Raw genomic sequence first — 18,808 nt, 5'->3', positions numbered from 1 at the left:
TACCTAGCCCAAAGCGACGGGGAGAAGCTCCGCCGCCTAATCGAGGGAACGGTGGCTTCGATGACCGCCGAAAAGCTGTCGACACGTTACGACCGAGGTCTGGAGCACGATCGCCTCTACGAAAGGGCGCTCGCTGAGTTTCGTATTCTCGTTCTTCACCCGCGCACGCGCATGGCGTCCCTGCGCGCGTTTCTCGATCACGAACTTCCGCGGGGCCGGCCCTACTATGTCAAGGTTCTGTTCCTGGAAACCGTCGCGCGCCTGCTCGGCCGGGAATGGGTCTCGGATGACTGCGACTTCATCGACGTCACAATAGGAACCTCCCGTCTGCAGGCGCTGGCAATCTCCCTGTCGCTCGACCTGCGGGAAGCCGATCGCAATCGAAATGCGCCCGCAGCGCTGATCATGACGCCGTCTGGCGAGCAGCATACGCTGATGCCGCACCTGATTGGCCTGCTCTTCGACAGCCTTGGCTGGACAAGCGAGGTGCTTGAGCCCTCGGCCTTGAGAACGCCGACCTTCGCACGTGCCGTCGAAGAGGCGGATGTCGCCTGCATCGGCTGGAGCAACATCCGGCTTGCTACAGAATTCAAGACCCTGGTTCAGGATGTGCGCAAGCTTCGCCCCGGGCCGCGCCTACCCCTCATCGTCGGCGGCGCAGCAGCGCTGGATTCCGTTGATTTTCTTGTAGGTTTGGGGATTGACTGCATCTGTGACAGCGTTTACTCCGCCGTTAAGATCTGCGAAAGTTACTATGAATTGGAAAGAATCAGCCAGCAGGCTAGCGCCGCCGGCCGAACGGCAGTGGTTACACCCAGCGGAATCGATTGGCTCACTCCATGAAGCCACTGAACGGTCATAGCGGTACAGATGGCTTCGCGGTTGCAGACAGCCTGTTGAAGACGCTCGATCCGGATTCGATAGGCTCGCTGGTGAGCCTCGGCGCAGACGTCGTTCTGCTCGTCGACCAGTCCTCAATTATCTCACAAGTCTATTTCACAAACAAAGATCTTGCCGATTATGGCTTGTCAAAGACGGTTGGCAAGCGGCTTCAGGACTGCGTGACGATCGAGTCGGTACCGAAGATCGACTCCATGCTGTCGGCAGAGACCAGCCACCGCCCCCTGCGCGGCTACCAGGTCAACCACAAGTGCAGCGGGAAGCCCGATCTTCCGGTCGTCTACTCCGCCTACACCGCCCGAGACTTTCCCTATACCATCGTGGTTGGCCGCGAGCTGCGCCAGCAGATGCTCGACCAGCAGCGCCTCGTCCAGACGCAGATGGAACTGGAGGCCGACTACCGCGAACTGAAGGAAGCCGAGACCCGTTATCGGACGGCTTTCAAGGTCGCAACCGTCGCCTATGTCATGCTCGATGGCGAACGGCGTACGATTTTGGATGCCAATCCGGCTGCCAGCACGCTTTTGTCCTCGACCGGCGCCCCCCTGTCCGGCAAGTCCATCCGCGACCTCTTCGCCAAGGAAGACCGCGATCGGGTTGGAGACGCGATCAGCGAGGCACGCCACAGTCCCAATCCGGTCAATGTGGATGGCGTAAGCGTCGCCAAGGGCGAGCCCGTTTCGCTCACGATCCGCTCCTATCGGGAAAACGGCATCACCAATGTTCTTCTGGCGATCTGGCCAGCCGACCAGGACAAGGAAAGCAAGCGCCAGCGTACGGAGCGGCCGGTCGGCGGCACGGGGGTCGAGATTGCAGATCTGCCTGAGGCCGTCTTGCTGACGGATGCCGAAGGTGTGGTCCTCGCGGCCAATACCCTGTTTCTAGACCTCATTCATGCGCCGTCCCTGACCCAGGTTCTCGGCCGCAACATCGGATCCTGGTTCACGAGCGCCGCCATCGATATCCGCGTGCTCTACACGCGCCTCCTGGACGAGCCGTCCATTCGCGGCTTCACCTCGACCCTGACCGACAACCTTTCCGGCGAAAGCGCTGTCAGCATCTCTGCCCGGCTCAATGCCAGCAGCAACACGATCCAGTTGATCGTGATCCCACAGCAGACGGGCAATGAGCGCCTGACCATTCCGTCTCCGGGCATGTCCGACCAGGCCGAGGGCTTTTCCGCACTCGTGGGCAAGGTTCCGCTCAAGGACCTGATCCGGGAATCCCTCGATGTGATCGAAAAGATCTGCATCGAGGCGGCACTCGATCAAACCAGCAACAACCGCGCCTATGCAGCGGAGATCCTAGGCCTTTCGCGCCAGAGCCTCTATATCAAGCTGCGGCGCCACGGGCTTGAGGACTACCGTCCCGGCTCCGATCGTCACGCCTGACAGACGATAAAGACTGTCAATTTTAGTTGACACATTCCAGGGTGCGGACTAGCTTCCTCCCATGGCTCAGATCCCTTCCCATGTCCCGGCAGCCTCCTACCCGTCGCCTAAGGCGGTGGTGCAGTTGTTGAAGCCGATTACATGGTTTCCGCCGATGTGGGCCTTTGCCTGTGGCGCGATTGCCTCGGGAGCTGGCATAGGCGACCGGTGGTTTCCGATCGCGCTCGGCGTGCTCCTCGCCGGACCGCTGCTGTGTGGCATGAGCCAGGCAGTCAACGATTGGTTCGATCGCCATGTCGATGCGATCAACGAGCCGCATAGGGTCATTCCATCGGGCCGAATGCCCGGCCAATGGGGACTGGCCATCGCAATAGCCATGTCCATTCTGTCCATGGCCGTTGCAGCATTTCTTGGGCCACTCGTCTTTGCCGCTTCCTTGGTTGGCCTCGCGCTCGCCTGGGGCTACAGCGCGCCACCCTTCCGCTTCAAGCAAAATGGCTGGATCGGCAATGGCGTTGTCGGCCTGAGTTATGAGACCCTGCCCTGGATCACGGCCGCGACGGCAGCGCTCGGCCATGCGCCGTCCACCCGCACCCTTTTGATTGCGCTTCTCTACGGCGTCGGTGCTCACGGCATCCTGACGCTGAATGATTTCAAATCGATCAAGGGCGATCAGCAGATGGGCGTCGACACGCTGCCGGTTCTGCACGGCGCCCTCAACGCTGCCCGGATTGCCTGCCTCGTCATGGCCGTCCCACAGACCTGCGTCATCCTTCTGCTCGCACAGGCCGGCCTAGAGACAGGGGCAATCCTCGTCGGCGGCGTTCTCGCCCTGCAACTCCTCTGCATGATCCGTTTCCTGCGTGATCCCGAAGGCAAGGCGGTCTGGTACTCGGCGGTGGGTGTGGGTCTCTATGTCACCGGTATGATGGCGGCAGCTGTGGCGCTCGGATCACTGACGCCCCCCGCGCCATCCCTCGGATAGAAAGCGCGATCATGCGTCAGCTTGCCATCAAGCCCCAATCCAGCCGCTCCGCAGACGAGGGCCTCGGCTGGTTCGCGATCATCCGGCTGGGCCTCGTCCAGGCAGCACTCGGCGCAATCGTGGTGCTGACGACCTCGACCCTGAACCGGGTGATGATCGTCGAACTCGGTCTCGCCGCCGTCATCCCGGGTCTGCTGGTCGGCCTGCACTACGGCGTCCAGATCACCCGCCCCATCTGGGGCCACAAGTCCGATACCGGCCGATCCCGAACACACTGGATCCTCGGCGGCCTTGCCCTCCTCGCCGTTTCTGGAACGGGCGCGGCTGCAACGACACTTCTCTTCGAGCAGTCGGTTCTCGCCGGCATCATGGCAGCGATCGTCGCCTATATCCTGATCGGCATCGGCATTGGCGCCTCTGGAACATCTCTGCTTGCGCTGATCGCCATGAAGACGGCAGTCGAAAAACGCGCAGCAGCCGCGACGATCACCTGGATGCTGATGATCACAGGCATCATCGTGACATCCATCGTCGTTGGCGCGCAGCTCGATCCCTATTCCCACGAGCGCCTGGTCGCCGTCACGGCAGCGACCGGCGTGGTTGCCTTCCTCATCGGCATCGTCGGAGTGGCGGGCATGGAGGCCCGACCGACGGTGGGGGCATCGGAAGAGCGCCCCGCGGTTGCAGGCTTCCGGGAAAGCTTGCGAGACGTGCTCGATGACCGCGAGGCGCGGCTCTTCACACTGTTCATCTTCCTTTCCATGCTGGCCTTCGCCACACAGGACCTCATCCTTGAGCCCTATGCCGGCCTTCTCTTCAGCATGACGCCGGGCGAAACGACGGCGCTCTCAGGCATCCAGCATGGCGGCGTGCTGCTTGGCATGATGACGGTTGGGCTTTCGGGCGCGCTCCTTGGAAAACACTATCCCAATCTGGCGAGACATTTCATCACCTGGGGCTGCTTCGGCTCGGCCGTGGCTTTGGGCGCCCTTGCGCTGTCCACGCAAGCCGCACCCTTCTGGCCGCTGGAGTTCAACATCTTCCTGCTCGGCGCGACCAACGGCGCCTTTGCGGTAGCAGCCGTCGGCACGATGATGATCCTTGCGGGACAGGGCCGGACATCCAACTACGGAATGCGGATGGGCGTCTGGGGTGCAGCACAGGCTATCGCCTTTGGACTCGGCGGCGTCCTGGGAACGGTGGCGCTCGATCTCGGCCGCTGGCTGATGGCGAGTGATGCACATGCTTTCGCGGCGGTCTTCTCGATTGAGGCGGGCCTTTTCCTCGTGTCGGCACTCGTCGCAACGCGTATCGGACATCAGTCGATGCGATCGCAAGCCCCGATTCAAGACGCTGCTATCATGCCTGGAGAATGAACCCTGAGGCCGGATGCCCGGCAGGGAGACGCGCATGTCGAAGATTTATGACGTTGTCGTTGTCGGTGGAGGCCCCTGTGGTGCCATGGCCGCCGAGCGGCTGGCCGAGAAGGGGCATAGCGTGCTCCTCGTCGACCCGGACAACCGGATCAAGCCCTGCGGTGGGGCAATCCCGTCGAGAGCGCTGGCCGATTTCGCCATTCCCGAGGCCCAGCTGGTGGCGCGCGCCAATGCGGCGCGGATCATCGCACCATCAGGTCGGACCGTGGACATGACGATCGGCGACATCGGTTATGTCGGCATGGTCGATCGCGCAGCCTTCGACCCTTATCTTCGTCAGCGCGCCGCCGACGCCGGAGCGGAGAGACTTTGCGGCAAGCTCGACAAGATGGCGGAAGGAGACGGCGGCCTGCTCGAACTGACAGTGGAATCGACGGCCAAGGATGCCGGTCCGGAACCGATCCCGATCCGGGCCCGACGCGTCATCGGTGCAGACGGCGCCAACTCGGCCGTGCGGCGCCTGATGTTCCCGGCCTCCCGCAAGCCGCCCTATGTCTTTGCCTATCACGAGATCGTCGAAAGCCCGTCCAACGCCGATGAGGCCGTCTTCAAGGCCGACCGCTGTGACGTCGTCTATGATGGCCGCATCTCGCCTGACTTCTATGGCTGGGTCTTCCCCCATGGGGGCCACACCAGCATCGGCACAGGCACGGCCGTCAAGGGTCACAACATCCGGGAGGCGACGCGGGCCTTGAAGCTTGCGGCCGGCCTTGGCGACTGTCGGGTCATCCGAAGAGAAGGCGCGCCCTTGCCCTTGAAGCCGATGAAGCGCTGGGACAACGGCCGCAACATTCTGCTGGCTGGCGATGCCGCAGGCACCGTCGCCCCGTCTTCTGGCGAAGGCATCTATTACGCCATGCTCTGCGGAAGGCTATCGGCAGACGCCGTGCACCACTCACTGCTGTCGAATAGCGGGCGGGCATTGGCCGATGCGCGCCGGACCTTCATGCGGGCTCATGGCAGGGTCTTCCTGATCCTCGGCATCATGCAGAAGATCTGGTATCGCAACGACAGGCTGCGCGAGAAGTTCGTGGCCATGTGCGCAGATCCCGACGTGCAGCGGCTGACCTGGGAATCCTATCTCAACAAGAAACTCGTGCGCCGTGACCCCCTCGCCCATTTGCGCGTTTTCTTCAAAGATCTCGCCAAGCTGTTCGGCATCCCTGCAGGGCAAAGATGACGGCATCGCTGGTCTTCCTCTTCGCGTCGGGCTGGATCAGTGCGGTGGCGATTGCGCTGTTGTGGGCAATCACCCTGATCGTCGCCCGGCGATCACCAGAGCCACGATCGACTTTCGTCAATCTCGCGCCCAATGCCATCTCGGGCAGCGCTCTTCTCGCCGCCTTCGGGCTGGCCATGCGCCAGACACAGGTTCTGTGGCTGGCCCTGCTGCTGGCTATCTCGCTGGTCGCCTTCCTGATCGATTTACGGATCAGGCTTGCGGCTCAGGACTCCGGGTTGAGGCGGCGAACGGATTGATTGAGTGCGCCGGCAGCCGTCACCCAGACGAGATAGGGAACGAACAAGACCGATGCGAGCGGCGCCACAGGCCAGGCAACCAGGATGAACAGCGCAACGGAAAGCCAGAGAACTGAAACATCCACGAGCGCGAGATCCATACGCCGCATGCCGAAGAAGAAATAGGACCAGAGAGCATTGGCCACAATCTGCACTGACCACACGGCCATGGGCAGGGACCAGCCGGCGACATCCCAGATCAGCCAGCCTGCATAGCCGATCAGCACATAAAGGATCGTCCAGACGACGGGAAAGGCCCATTTGGGCGGTGTCCAGCTCGGTTTGCGCAGGTTCTCGTACCACTCGCCGGGCTTGAAGACCGCGCCGCTCGAGGCGGCTGCGAGAACAATGACGAGAAAGACGACTGCGGCCATGATCCAGCTCCGGGTTGGTTTCCGTATATTGAAGCATATCGCCTGCATTCTGGTTCCAAGCTTGGCTTCAGAATGAGAGGCGAACCACCCGGCGAGTGAACCGGACGGGTCAATTTTATGCCAGCATGATTTGTTACTTCATCCGCGATGCCATGGGAGGATACACATGTCGAGGATAATTGCAGCCGCTTGCACCGTCGCAGCCCTTTTGCTGTCTCAGAACGCTTTCGCGCAGGAAGGAGACGCTGCAGCCGGTGAGGCCGTGTTCAAGAAATGCGCGGCCTGTCACAACGTCGCCGACGCCAAACATAAGGTTGGCCCCTCTCTCCAGGGCGTGATCGGGCGCCAGCCCGGCATAGCCGAAGGCTTCAAATACTCCAAGGCAATGACCGATTTCGGCGCCGGCAAGGTATGGGATGACGCACAGCTGGCCGCTTACCTCGAGAACCCCCGTGGCGTGGTCAAGGGCACGCGCATGGCCTTTGCCGGCTTGAAGGATCCGAAGGAAATCGCCGACGTAATCGCTTATATGAAAACCTTCCCGGCCCCCTGATCTCTGGGGGCTCCTTCCGCCGGGATGCAGATTCCGGCGGAATTTCGCGAAAAAGTGTAAAAAAAAGTTTACATATCGCTCTTCTTCTCCGAATATGCAGATATTGCACCAGTCTCAGGCAACCGCCCACCGGATGCGCCAAATCGGCGCTCGCAGCGACAGCGGACCCAGGAGAATTGGGCTCTTTCGTGGAAGGAGAGCACAGTGGGTTTTTCTTTTGCGAATGACGTCGCCACCCCTCTGCTTGACCAGGTGCGCGTCCCTGACGACCTGAAAAGCATGGACCAGGCGGCGCTCTGTCGTCTCGCGCAGGAACTGCGCGGCGAGACACTTCGGGTTGTCTCCGAAACCGGCGGTCACCTCGGCTCCAGTCTTGGCGTGATAGAGCTGACTGTCGCCATCCACGCCTCTTTCTCAGCCCCGCGCGACACGATCATCTGGGATGTCAGCCACCAGTGTTATCCGCACAAGATCCTGACCGGACGGCGGGACCGCATGCGCAGCCTGCGCAAGAAGGACGGCCTGTCCGGCTTTACCCGTCGTGGCGAGAGCCCTTTCGACCCCTTCGGCGCCGCTCACTCGTCCACGTCGATTTCGGCGGGCCTCGGCTTTGCCACTGCCCGGGACTTGAAGGGGGAAGACGGCCACGTCGTATGCATCATCGGTGACGGCGCGATGTCCGCCGGCATGGCCTTCGAAGCGATGAACAATGCCGGGGCATCAGGCCGCCCGCTGATCGTCATTCTCAACGACAACGACATGTCGATTTCAGCCTCGACCGGAGCGCTCAACCGCCACCTGTCGGACGTCCGCCGGAAAGCCGGGACGAATGTCGGCAACGTGTTCGAGAACTTCGGCTTCGACTATCGTGGACCGGTCGACGGGCATGATCTCGACGTGCTGGTTCCACTTCTGGCAGAACTGCGGGACGAGAAGGATGGTCCGATCCTCTTGCATGTTATCACGCGCAAGGGAGCCGGATACGCACCGGCCGAAGCAGCCGAGGACAAGTATCACGGCGTGAACCCGTTCGATGTGTCAACGGGCAAGCAAAACAAGGCAGAAGCAAAGGCGCCGAGCTACACGCGGGTCTTCGCCGACGCCCTGATTGCGGAAGCGGAAACGGATGACCGCATCGTCGCGATCACGGCCGCCATGGCAGCCGGCACCGGTGTCGACCGCTTTGGAGCCGCCTTTCCCGATCGCACCTTCGATGTCGGCATTGCCGAACAGCATGCCGTCACCTTTGCTGCCGGTCTCGCGGCCAGCGGCATGAAACCATTCTGCGCGATCTATTCGACCTTCCTGCAACGCGCCTATGACCAGATCGTCCATGACGTGGCCCTGCAGCAGCTGCCTGTCCGTTTCGCGATCGACAGAGCCGGGCTGGTCGGGGCTGACGGCCCGACCCATGCCGGCGCCTTCGATATTCTCTACCTTGCCAACCTGCCCGGCTTTACAGTGATGGCCGCAAGCGACGAGGCTGAACTCGTACACATGGTTGCGACGGCGGCAGCCCATGATCACGGCCCTATTGCATTTCGCTACCCGCGTGGCGAGGGCACGGGCGTCCCGCTTCCGATCCGTGGCGAAGTTCTGCCGATCGGCCGCGGTCGCATCATCGAGCAGGGAGGCCAGATCGCGCTCCTTTCGTTCGGCACCCGGCTTGCCGACTGTCTCAAGGCCCGCCGCCTTCTGGCACTTGAAGGAATATCCGTGACGGTCGCCGACGCGCGTTTTGCCAAGCCGCTCGATACCGCGCTTCTGGCTGAACTCGTCGACAACCATTCGATGCTGGTGACGGTCGAGGAAGGCGCGACCGGCGGGTTCGGCGCCCTCGTCCTTCACCACCTCGCCAATCACGGCATGCTCGACGGACGTTGTGCCGTCCGCACCTTGACGCTACCGGACACGTTCATTGCCCAGGCAAGCCCCGAGGACATGTACGAGGAAGCGAAGCTGACAGCCCGCCACATTGCGGCTGCAGCGCGCAACGGTCTTACGGTGGCAAGGCCTAATGCCGATATTCGCAGGTCCGCAAGGGCCGGACAGCAGGAACTGCCGACGCGCCTCCACCGCGCGGAGGACCGCTGAACTAAATCACAAGACGGCATCGGGCGTATTCGACTACGAGAGGTTTGGCGTCGGCGCAAGAATGCACTAATATCCCATCGGGATGAGCGGATCTGCCCAAGCCGATGACCGGGAGGGTGATATGGCGGGTGAAAAGAACGGGGGACCACCCGGCGGGGCGGACGAACCTCCGTACAATGGTGATGGTAGGTCTTCGCTGTCAAAGTCGGACACGCGGCTGACAAGCCTGGAGCAGCGCATTCTCGAAGGCGCGATCCGGGATGCCGTGCCGCGGCTCGTGGGAGCGAGCCATGCGGATATGACAAAAGGTCCGCGCGTTAGCGAGATGCCGCCGGAAATCGATTTCCACCTGCATCCGGAACTGGATCCGAAGGCGCGCGAGTTGCCGGGAACCGACAAGGCGATCACCTACCGATCCGCGCTCACTGAGGCCCTCGTCCAGGCAGATCCTCGTGGTCACCGGGAGATCATCGAGGAATTGCAGCGCACTGACCTGCCCATGCACACGCTCGCGATCCAGCTTTTTTCGCCTGTCGCCGCGCAACTCGGTCGGCTCTGGTGCAATGACGAAACCGATTTCATCCAGGTTGCCGTGGCCTCAACCAGGCTCGGCATGATCGTCAACCATCTGTCGCAGAACCGCAGCCAGACCATTCGCGATCGCCAAAAGGCGCGCCGCGTGTTACTGGCGCGGACCCCGGGCGCCCTCCACACCATTGGCGTATCGATCGTTGCTTCCTGTTTTCGCGACATGGGCTGGGACGTCGAAGGTGGGGCGGACCTCGAACTCAACGACAGCCTCTACATGCGCCTGTCAAATTCCTCCTACACTCTTTTGGGTATCTCGGTCGGCCGTGTCGACGAAGTCGATGAATGCGCCTCTGCCATTCGCCGGGTTCAGTCCAGGCGCAGCCCGGGTCCGATGAAGATTGCGGTCGGTGGTCCGGCCGTCATGAAGGACCCGCGCGCCTTCGGCAATATCGGCGCCGACATGGTGGCGAAATCGGCACTCGAGGTCATGCATCTGGCGGACCGGATGGGTGCCTGACCGCACCGCAGACGCTGTTGTGTCTAGTGTCAGCCCGTGACACCAAAGACCAGAGACCACGGCCCGCGAGCGTCAGTTCGGCGCTCGCCAAGCGCATAGATGATCTCGATAGGATCCACCTCAAAGGCGGCACTCACGGCATGCGATGTGGGATTGGCGACAAGTATGTAGTGCCGTCCGTCCTCAAGCGGCCACTCGACACGGATGACGCCATTCTCGGCAGCATAACGCCCGCCCTGACGCATCCGCGCCAGCAACGGCACGACACGCTCTCGCCGAAGCGCAATGAGCTGGCGGTAGCGTTCGATCCAGGTCGAACCATGCTTTGAACCTGCCTGCTCCCAGTCGAGGATCGCAGAGCGGAATGTCTCCGCCGATGTCGGCTCGAGCACATGGTCCCCGTCGAAACCCGGCAACTTCGAGAGCTCATTCCGCCGGCCGTTGCGTACGGCTGCGTTGAGCTCCTCGTCGAAATCGCAAAAATAGGGAAATGGCTTTTTTGAACACCACTCCTCGCCCATGAATAGCATGGGAATTTGCGGTGAGAGCAGTATCAGCGAAACGGCGAAGGCGAGCGCCTGTTCGGGAAGCGCGGCCATCACTCTGTCACCCTGGGCACGGTTGCCGATCTGGTCGTGATTGTGAAGGAATGAAACGAGGGCCGAAGGTGGGAGATGTGCGCTCGGACGGCCGCGCCGTTCACCGCGATAGGGCATCACGTCACCCTGATACACGAAGCCTTCCGCCAGAGCCTTTGCAAGAGCCGCACCCGCATCCCGGTAATCGGCGTAGTAGCCAAAGGTCTCGCCGGTCGTGGCCACATGCAAGGCGTGATGGACGTCGTCATTCCACTGAGCGTCGAACGTGGCGGTACTGGGCTGGCCCCGCTCGAGCAGAAGCGGGTCATTCTCCTCGTTCTCGACGATCAGATGAATGTGGCGATCGGCAAAACGCTCCCGCACACGCGCCGCGAGTTCGTGCAAGAAGTGCGGTTCACTGTCGTCGCGGATGGCGTGCACGGCATCGAGCCGCAGTCCATCGACATGAAACTCCCCGATCCAGAAGAGCGCGTTTTCGATCAGGAATGCGCGCACCATCTCGCTCTGCGCATCATCGAAGTTGATGCCGTCGCCCCACGGCGTCTGATGATGCGGCGAGAACAGCGGCGCATAAGCCGGCATGAAGTTTCCGGACGGGCCGAAGTGATTGTAGACGACATCGAGGAACACGGAGATGCCCCTTTGATGGGCCGCCTGAACGAGCAGCGCCAGATCGTCCGGTCGTCCATACCGACTGTCCGGCGCATACGGCATGACACCGTCATAACCCCAGTTCCAACGACCGGGAAAATCGGCGATCGGCATCAGCTGGATGGCCGTTATCCCAAGGTTGCCGAGGTGATCCAGCCTGTCGATCGCAGCTTGGAAGGTACCCTCATCCGTGAATGTGCCGACATGCAGCTCGTAGATGACCATGTCCGCCCAGGGCCGCCCGCGCCAAATGGCGTCGCGGGTCTTCTGCGTCGAAAGATCGACGACCTCGCTCGGCCCGAAAACGTCCTCGGGCTGGTGCCGACTTGCAGGATCCGGGACAAAGAGGCCATCCGGCAGTCGAAACCGATAGCGGGTACCCGGCCGTGTCCCAGTGACTTTGAGGCGAAACAGGCCATCCGCCTGCCGATCCATGTCCTTCGCAGGAGCGCCGTCAATTTCGAGCGTCACCGATTTGCAATGCGGCGCCCACAATCGAAACAAAACCCCGTCATCTTCAATGACGGGGCCAAAAAGATAGTCTGTCACCGCTGCTTCTCCTACGCTGCCACGAGGAGGCAACGCAGGAAGCGGTGAATGGTTCGCCCCCCCAGCGCGAAAGGTGGAAGGACGGTTATCGCGTCATGATCCCTGGGGTGAAAATGGCAGCGGAAAGGTGACCGCCTGCCCCGTTTCTGCAGACTTCTGTGCTGCGAGCCCCATGGCCACCGCCCACCAGCCGTCATCGAGCGCAACCTCGACCGGCCGCTCGCCCTTTACCGCCTTCTGGAAGCGCTGGTGCTGATAGAAGGTCGAGCCGTTGTGGTCACCGGCTTCCAGCAGGTGCGGATCAACCGGAATTTCGACGACGCGCGGCCCTTTCGGATCACGCGGTGAGATGATGACCTGAGCAATCGGTGGCTCGCCGAGATGTTCGGGCCAGAAGCGGCCGGGTCCTGGCACCAGGCACTCGATCTTGCCGGTGGGGCCAACTGCCGAGATTTCCTCCTGATAGCGGGCACCTTCGGCAAACATGCAGAGCTCGAGCATCGCCCGCGCCCCGGAGGCAAAGTCGACAATCACATAGGCATTGTCCCAAATGTCGGAGCGATTTCCGTCATAGACCTCGTCGACATGATTCACGGTCTGTCCACCCGAAGCCATGATGCGAACCGGGTCGGATTTCAGGATGTGCCGCATCAGATCGAAGAAATGGCAGCATTTCTCGACGAGGGTCCCACCCGTATTGCGATTGAACCGGTTCCAGTCGCCGACCTTTTCGAGAAACGGAAAACGATGCTCGCGGATGGTCAACATGCGGATGCCACCGGTGGCCTCGTCCGCCTGTTCGATCATCCGCGCGACCGGCGGCATGTAGCGGTATTCCATGGCGACCCAGATCGGCGCCGGATAGGCAGCTCGCAGGGCGGCAAGGCGCGGAGCATCGGCAGGATCGGTGAACAACGGCTTCTCCACCAGCACCGGCAGCGGCCGGATCCCAGCGATCTTTTCCAATTGCTCGAGATGCAGATAGTTGGGGCTTGCGATCAGCAGGCAGTTCACGGCCTCGACAGCAAGCAGCTCCTCGATCGAGGCGACCATCTTTGCCGTCGGGACAGCCTCCGCTGACAGCGCGCGCATGCCGGCATCCGGCTCATAGATCGCGACCACCGATGCATCCTGCAGAAGGGCGATGTTGCGCAGGTGCTCCTGCCCCATCATGCCGCAACCGATGATCCCGTATTGAAGTCCTGCCACGCTTTCCTCCTCAATTGAACCGCTCCTCGCGGTCATGTCATTTCAGCCGCGACACGTATCGGGCAACGGTGTGATCGAGCCAGGTCCGCGAGACTTCCGCACGGGCTCCCTCCTGATCCTGGCTGATGCGTTGAATATGTGTGGCGGGCGCGCCTGGCCTCAGACCGAAGCTCGCAGGCGCCCAGTCCGGCACCACGTCGAGACCGATCTGGTCCTCGGCCCTCGCAATCCAGAGCGAGAGCTTGGTGCGATAGAACAGATAGAGGGATTCCGACACCGCCTCCGAGTCAATCGTCTCGACATAAGAGCCGTCGAGCCAGATCTCCTCGAGCGCCGCCGGACGGCCGGAAAGACGCCGCAAACGCCGGATCCGATGCGCCTCCGCGGACGTGCCGAATGTCGGCAGCCCGTCCGGTTTCGGCAGTCGGTCGATCGACAGGATCTCGGCGGTCGGCAAACCGCCGCCGCCCGGGAGTTCAAGCCGGAACATCGAATAAACAGATTTCGGATCGGAGATCGCCCGCACGTAATTGCCGGAGCCCTGAATGCGCTCCAGCAGCCCGCGATTTTGCAGCTCTGCCAATGCCTTGCGCAAAGTGCCGACGGCAATGCCGAGTTCTTCGGCCATATCCCGCTCTGGCGGCAGCTTTTCACCGTCGATCAGCCGTCCCGCCGCGATATCACGCACCAGAAGCTCGGTAATCTGCACATAGATGGGAAGGCTGCCGGGCGGCTGCGTTGCGGAGTTTTGTGGCACTTCGGTATCGCCGAGAAAAAATTGATACACTATTGATCTACATCAAATCGAGTGTTAGGCAAGAGGAAAGTTGGAGCCTTGGAGGAGACCTCAATGACTGTCGTACCTGTCACATCGGCCGATATCGATGGCGCGGAAGTGTCGTGGTTCGCAGCCCTTTGCTCTGACGATTATCAATTTCTCGGCGTGCCCGATGGTGCCCTGCGCTCAAGCTTCGAGCACTGCTCCGACATCGTCCAGAAGGCCGAGCAACTCGGCTTCCGCAACATCCTCTGCCCTTCCTCCTATCAGGTAGGCCAGGACACGCTAAGCTTCGTCGCCGGCTGTGCGCCGATCACGTCCAAGATCAACATGCTCGCCGCCATCCGCTGCGGCGAGATGCAGCCGATCATGCTGGCGCGCACGGTCGCCACCCTCGATCACATGCTCAAGGGCCGCCTGACGCTCAACGTCATCAGCTCGGATTTTCCCGGCGAAGTCGCAGACAGCGCCTTCCGCTACAAGCGCAGCCACGAGGTGGTCGAGATCCTCCGCCAGGCGTGGACGCGTGACACGATCGACCACGAAGGCGAAGTCTACCAGTTCAAGGGCGTGTCCACCGAGCCCGCCCGCCCATACCAGCAGAACGGCGGCCCCCTTCTCTATTTCGGCGGTTACTCCCCGGACGCGCTGGAGCTCTGCGGCGCGCAATGCGACGTCTATCTGATGTGGCCGGAGAAGAAGGACCAGCTCGCCGAGCGGATGAAGGCTGTGCATGCGCGCGCCGAAGCCCATGGCCGGACCCTCGATTACGGTCTGCGCGTCCACATGATCGTGCGGGACACCGAGAAGGAAGCCCGCGAATACGCCGAATACATCGTCTCGAAGCTCGATGACGAATATGGCAAGCTGATCCGCGATCGTGCACATGACTCGATCTCGCTCGGCGTCGCCCATCAGGCCCGCGCTCGCGAACTCGCCGACCAGTTTGGCTATATCGAGCCGCATATGTGGACCGGCATCGGTCGCGCCCGCTCCGGCTGTGGTGCAGCCCTCGTCGGCTCCACCGACCAGATCCTCTCGGAACTGGAAGAGTATAGGAAGATGGGCATCCGCGCCTTCATCCTGTCAGGATATCCGCATATCGACGAGGCGGTTCACTTCGGCACCAAGGTGCTGCCGGAACTCAAGACTGTCTCGCTTCCCCACGCTTATGGCCGCGTCCCCTCGGAAACGCCGCCCACACCTCTCGGAAATGGAGTTCGCCGCTGATGCAGCGCGTCAATCTTACCCCTGATCTCACCTTCAGCCGCCTGGTCTACGGCATGTGGCGCATCGGCGACGATGCCGACACCTCGGCCAAGCATGTACAGGCCAAGATCGAGGCCTGCCTCGCCCAGGGCATCACCACCATGGACCAGGCCGACATCTATGGCGGCTACACGGCAGAAGCGATCCTCGGCAACGCGCTGAAGGCCTCCCCCGGCCTGCGCGACAAGCTCGAAATCGTCACCAAATGCGATATCGTCGCCCCGGTCGGTCGCCATTCGGCAGCCCGCGTCAAGTATTACGACACCTCGGCCGCTCATATCACCGCCTCGGTCGAAGCCTCGCTCACCGACATGGGCACCGATCATGTCGACCTGCTGCTGATCCACCGCCCCGACCCTCTGATTGATCCCGATGAAACGGGCCCGGCTCTCGATGCGCTGGTCGCGTCCGGCAAGGTGCTGGCAGTTGGCGTCTCCAACTTCCGTCCCTGGGACTTCTCGCTGCTGCAGTCGTCGATGGAGAACAACCTCGTCACCAACCAGATCGAGATGAGCCTTCTCGCGACCGACACCTTCGTGAATGGCGATCTCGCCTATCTGCAGGAGCGCATGGTGTCGCCGATGGCTTGGTCGCCGCTGGGTGGCGGACGCCTCCTCGACGGATCGAAGCCGGAACTCCTGTCGGCCCTCAAGCGGATCGGTGCAGAACACGGCGTCGACGAAACGGCTGTCGCCGTGGCTTGGCTGCTGCGTCATCCCGCCACCATTTTGCCGGTCATGGGTACCAATTCGCTCGAGCGCGTCGCAAAGATTGCAGACGCAACCAAGGTGGAGATGGATCGCCAGACCTGGTTCGAGCTTTATACTCTTGCGATCGGACAGGAGGTCGCCTGATGATGGCTGCTAATGACATTCATGCTTTGGAGGCCGTCTTCGTTCCCGGTGCCGACAACCATCGTGCTTTTCGCAATGCACTGGGCAGCTTCACCACGGGTGTGACCGTGGTGACCGCGACGACCTCAGACGGTCCGATCGGCATGACGGTGAACAGCTTTGCCTCGGTTTCGCTCGATCCACCTCTGGTGCTCTGGTCGCCGGCCAAGAGTTCATCTCGATACGGCGCATTTACCGGCGCCCGACATTTCGCGATCCACGTGCTCGGCGCGGATCAGGATCACCTGAGCGCCGCCTTCACACGCGGCGGGAATGGCTTCGACGGGATCGAGGTCAGGTGCAACGACGAAGGCGTTCCGGTTTTGCCGGGCACGCTCGCGCGTTTCGAATGCGCCGAACAGGCGCAGCACGACGCCGGGGATCACACGATCATCATCGGCAAGGTGTTAAGGGTTGCACATCGGCAGGGAGAACCGCTGTGCTTCTCGGGGGGACGGTTCGGACGCTTCGCCGTCTGAATTGAATTTGGGAGGAGGTCGTCGGCAGCATGAAATACATGCTGCGGCGCGACGGTCGAAGACGATCCGGAACAAGTCTGCGAGTAGAAAATTGCTCCGCGCGGATCTGAATGGGGAACAGCCGTGTTTGTGCGGCGGGAACAAGTCTTCGATAGTACGCCGAATTGACCGATGACAAGAAACGGGTGGAGACATGACGGCACTTTCGAACCTGACCAATCTGCTCGGCCGGCTGAACGCTGCCGTGTTGACGGTCGGATTGTGGCTTGGGGCCGGCGCACTCGGCATCATGCTCGTGTTCATTCTCGTTCAGGTCTTCTTTCGCTACGTCCTCGGCAATGCTCTGCCCTGGAGTGAGGAAGGCTCCCGTTTCCTGATGCTCTGGATGACGGGCTTGATGGTGCCGACGGCATTCCGCCAGGGCGGCTTTGTCGCCATCACGATGATCCTCGACATCTTTCCGCGTCTGATCGGCGGCCTGATCAACCTGCTTTTCCTTGGACTGGCGGCGGTCCTGCTTTATGTCGCCATGCGCATCGGCTGGGCTGAAGTGACAGGGCTCGGCGGACGATTTGCCATGCCGGCGATTTCCGTACCAACATCTCTGGACCTCAGCACCTGGATGAAGGTGCCGCGCGGCTGGATGATGGCTTCGCTCGCAACGGGTGTAACCATGATGTTTGTGGTCAGCATCGAACTGATCCTGCGCAGCCTTATCGAACTGACAGGACATCAAGAAAAGCTCGAGCCGGTCGCCTCGCTCGCAGGACTGGGAGCCGAGTGATGCTGACCCTTTTCCTCCCCCTTTTCATGATACTTCTGCTGCTCGGCTTTCCGATCGTGTTCGGCCTGATCGCAGCGCCCGGCATTCTGCTCTGGCTGAACGGCCAGGAGCGCGACATCGTGCTTCTCTATCGCAATGTCTATAACGGGATGGACAGCTTCCCGCTGATGGCGATCCCTTTCTTCATGCTGGCCGGGGAACTGATGAACCGGGCCGGCATCACCATGCGTCTCGTCGAGTTCGCCCAGGCGGTGATCGGCCATCTGCGCGGCGGCCTCGCGCACGTCAACATCCTCTCCTCAATGCTGTTTGCCGGCCTGTCCGGCTCGGCCGTGGCGGACGTATCCGCACTTGGCTCGATGCTGATCCCGGCGATGGAAAAGCAGGGCTATAGCCGTAAATTTGCGACCGCCGTCACGGCGGCATCCTCGATCATCGGCCCGATCATCCCACCGTCCGGCATCATGATCATCTATGCCTATGTGATGGGCGAAAGCGTGGCTGCCCTCTTCCTGGCCGGCATCGTTCCGGGCGTCCTGATCGGCCTCAGCCTCATGGCGATCGTCTACCTGCTTGCCGATCGCGAGAACCTGCCCGCTGCGACGACCCGAGCAACCTGGTCCGAACGTGGCCGCGCAAGCCTCAATGCCTTCTGGCCGCTGATGACACCGGTCATCATCATGGGTGGTATTCTCGGCGGCATCTTCACGCCGACGGAAGCCTCTGCCGTTGCCGTCGGCTACGCAATCTTCATTGGCCTCTTCGTGCTGCGCAGTCTGAAACTCGGCGACATGCCGAGAATTCTGATGCGCGCCGCCATGACCTCGGCGGTTGTCCTGCTTCTCGTAGGCGCAGCGATGGCCTTCAAGACGGTCGCCAGCCTTTCGCACACGCCTGAGCTGCTGGCCTCGATCATCCTGAGCCTGAGTGAAAATCCGCTGGTCCTGTTGCTGCTGATCAATCTGCTGCTCTTCGTCGTTGGCATGTTCCTCGATGCAGGTCCGGCAATCATCATTCTCGGCCCGATCCTCGGCCCCATATTCACACAGATGGGTGTGGATTCCGTCCACTTCGCCATCATCATGGCGGTCAACCTGACGGTTGGCCTTCTGACCCCACCCATGGGCCTGGTACTCTTCGTCTCGTCGTCCGTCTCCGGCCTAAAGGTCGAGACGATCGCCAAGGCCACACTGCCGTTCTTGGCGGCGGAAATCGTTGTGATCTTCCTGATCACCTATTTCCCCGCTTTGACGCTCACGCTCCCGCGCCTTGCGGGCTTCGTCGACTAACTTGAGAAA

The 18,808-nt window shown here is 61.6% G+C and carries 18 protein-coding genes; 14 read left to right on the top strand and 4 right to left on the bottom strand.

The window, feature by feature from the left end:
• Positions 1-60: 60 nt before the first annotated feature.
• The 6 genes from IP85_RS01025 to IP85_RS01000 all read left to right on the top strand — a co-directional run bounded on the left by IP85_RS01025 (position 61) and on the right by IP85_RS01000 (position 6,191).
• Positions 61-843: a cobalamin-binding protein gene (locus IP85_RS01025; RefSeq protein ID WP_054147801.1), complete on the top strand. Its 783-nt coding sequence runs from the start codon at positions 61-63 to the stop codon at positions 841-843.
• Positions 840-2,291 carry a transcriptional regulator PpsR gene (gene ppsR / locus IP85_RS01020; protein ID WP_054147800.1) on the top strand — a complete coding sequence of 484 codons (1,452 nt, stop codon included), beginning with the start codon at positions 840-842 and terminating at the stop codon, positions 2,289-2,291. Before IP85_RS01025 ends, ppsR begins: the two co-directional genes overlap by 4 nt.
• Before the next feature lie 61 nt (positions 2,292-2,352).
• Positions 2,353-3,276: a chlorophyll synthase ChlG gene (chlG, locus tag IP85_RS01015; RefSeq protein ID WP_054147799.1), complete on the top strand. Its 924-nt coding sequence runs from the start codon at positions 2,353-2,355 to the stop codon at positions 3,274-3,276.
• Positions 3,277-3,287: 11 nt separating this feature from the next.
• Positions 3,288-4,652, top strand: a complete 1,365-nt coding sequence (locus IP85_RS01010) for a BCD family MFS transporter (protein WP_054147798.1) — start codon at positions 3,288-3,290, stop codon at positions 4,650-4,652.
• Positions 4,653-4,686: 34 nt separating this feature from the next.
• The gene (locus IP85_RS01005; RefSeq protein ID WP_156322689.1) at positions 4,687-5,892 is read left to right on the top strand and encodes a geranylgeranyl diphosphate reductase; all 1,206 of its coding nucleotides are present in this window, start codon (positions 4,687-4,689) and stop codon (positions 5,890-5,892) included.
• Positions 5,889-6,191 carry a hypothetical protein gene (locus IP85_RS01000; RefSeq protein ID WP_054147796.1) on the top strand — a complete coding sequence of 101 codons (303 nt, stop codon included), beginning with the start codon at positions 5,889-5,891 and terminating at the stop codon, positions 6,189-6,191. Before IP85_RS01005 ends, IP85_RS01000 begins: the two co-directional genes overlap by 4 nt.
• Here IP85_RS01000 and IP85_RS00995 read toward each other — a convergent pair.
• Positions 6,158-6,604 (bottom strand): TspO/MBR family protein, encoded by a 447-nt coding sequence (locus tag IP85_RS00995; protein WP_054147795.1) that lies wholly within the window; start codon positions 6,602-6,604, stop codon positions 6,158-6,160. The two genes, IP85_RS01000 and IP85_RS00995, sit on opposite strands and share 34 nt — an antisense overlap.
• A 166-nt stretch (positions 6,605-6,770) precedes the next feature.
• Here IP85_RS00995 and IP85_RS00990 point away from each other — a divergent pair, with 166 nt between their 5' ends.
• The 3 genes from IP85_RS00990 to IP85_RS00980 all read left to right on the top strand — a co-directional run bounded on the left by IP85_RS00990 (position 6,771) and on the right by IP85_RS00980 (position 10,299).
• Positions 6,771-7,157, top strand: a complete 387-nt coding sequence (locus IP85_RS00990) for a cytochrome c family protein (protein ID WP_054147794.1) — start codon at positions 6,771-6,773, stop codon at positions 7,155-7,157.
• Positions 7,158-7,361: 204 nt separating this feature from the next.
• Complete coding sequence (dxs, locus tag IP85_RS00985; RefSeq protein ID WP_054147793.1) at positions 7,362-9,251, top strand: 1-deoxy-D-xylulose-5-phosphate synthase; 1,890 nt, start codon at positions 7,362-7,364, stop codon at positions 9,249-9,251.
• A gap of 121 nt (positions 9,252-9,372) precedes the next feature.
• On the top strand, positions 9,373-10,299 hold the full coding sequence (locus IP85_RS00980; protein WP_236759280.1) for a cobalamin B12-binding domain-containing protein: 927 nt from the start codon (positions 9,373-9,375) through the stop codon (positions 10,297-10,299).
• 29 nt (positions 10,300-10,328) lie between these two features.
• Here the strand turns inward: IP85_RS00980 and treZ are convergent, their stop codons facing one another.
• The 3 genes from treZ to IP85_RS00965 form a co-directional block, all read right to left on the bottom strand.
• Complete coding sequence (gene treZ / locus IP85_RS00975; protein ID WP_054147792.1) at positions 10,329-12,098, bottom strand: malto-oligosyltrehalose trehalohydrolase; 1,770 nt, start codon at positions 12,096-12,098, stop codon at positions 10,329-10,331.
• A gap of 93 nt (positions 12,099-12,191) precedes the next feature.
• Positions 12,192-13,307 (bottom strand): Gfo/Idh/MocA family oxidoreductase, encoded by a 1,116-nt coding sequence (locus IP85_RS00970; RefSeq protein WP_082347552.1) that lies wholly within the window; start codon positions 13,305-13,307, stop codon positions 12,192-12,194.
• A 37-nt stretch (positions 13,308-13,344) separates the two neighbouring features.
• Positions 13,345-14,094, bottom strand: a complete 750-nt coding sequence (locus IP85_RS00965) for a GntR family transcriptional regulator (protein WP_156322687.1) — start codon at positions 14,092-14,094, stop codon at positions 13,345-13,347.
• A 63-nt stretch (positions 14,095-14,157) separates the two neighbouring features.
• Between IP85_RS00965 and IP85_RS00960 the strand changes: the two genes are divergently transcribed.
• From IP85_RS00960 to IP85_RS00940, 5 genes are all read left to right on the top strand, one after another.
• On the top strand, positions 14,158-15,315 hold the full coding sequence (locus tag IP85_RS00960; RefSeq protein WP_054147791.1) for an LLM class flavin-dependent oxidoreductase: 1,158 nt from the start codon (positions 14,158-14,160) through the stop codon (positions 15,313-15,315).
• Positions 15,315-16,208, top strand: coding sequence for an aldo/keto reductase (locus IP85_RS00955; RefSeq protein ID WP_054147790.1), 894 nt, complete (start codon positions 15,315-15,317; stop codon positions 16,206-16,208). Before IP85_RS00960 ends, IP85_RS00955 begins: the two co-directional genes overlap by 1 nt.
• The gene (locus IP85_RS00950; RefSeq protein ID WP_054147789.1) at positions 16,208-16,726 is read left to right on the top strand and encodes a flavin reductase family protein; all 519 of its coding nucleotides are present in this window, start codon (positions 16,208-16,210) and stop codon (positions 16,724-16,726) included. Before IP85_RS00955 ends, IP85_RS00950 begins: the two co-directional genes overlap by 1 nt.
• A 193-nt stretch (positions 16,727-16,919) precedes the next feature.
• Positions 16,920-17,510, top strand: coding sequence for a TRAP transporter small permease (locus tag IP85_RS00945; protein WP_054147788.1), 591 nt, complete (start codon positions 16,920-16,922; stop codon positions 17,508-17,510).
• The gene (locus tag IP85_RS00940) at positions 17,510-18,799 is read left to right on the top strand and encodes a TRAP transporter large permease (RefSeq protein ID WP_054147787.1); all 1,290 of its coding nucleotides are present in this window, start codon (positions 17,510-17,512) and stop codon (positions 18,797-18,799) included. The genes IP85_RS00945 and IP85_RS00940 overlap by 1 nt, the downstream gene beginning before the upstream one ends.
• The last annotated feature ends 9 nt before the right edge of the window (positions 18,800-18,808 follow it).

Origin of the sequence: Rhizobium sp. AAP116, assembly GCF_001295785.1 — a bacterium.
Taxonomy (GTDB): Bacteria; Pseudomonadota; Alphaproteobacteria; order Rhizobiales; family Rhizobiaceae; genus Allorhizobium.
Note: the sequence above shows the minus strand (reverse complement) of the source record. Positions and strands in the feature narration are given on the sequence as shown.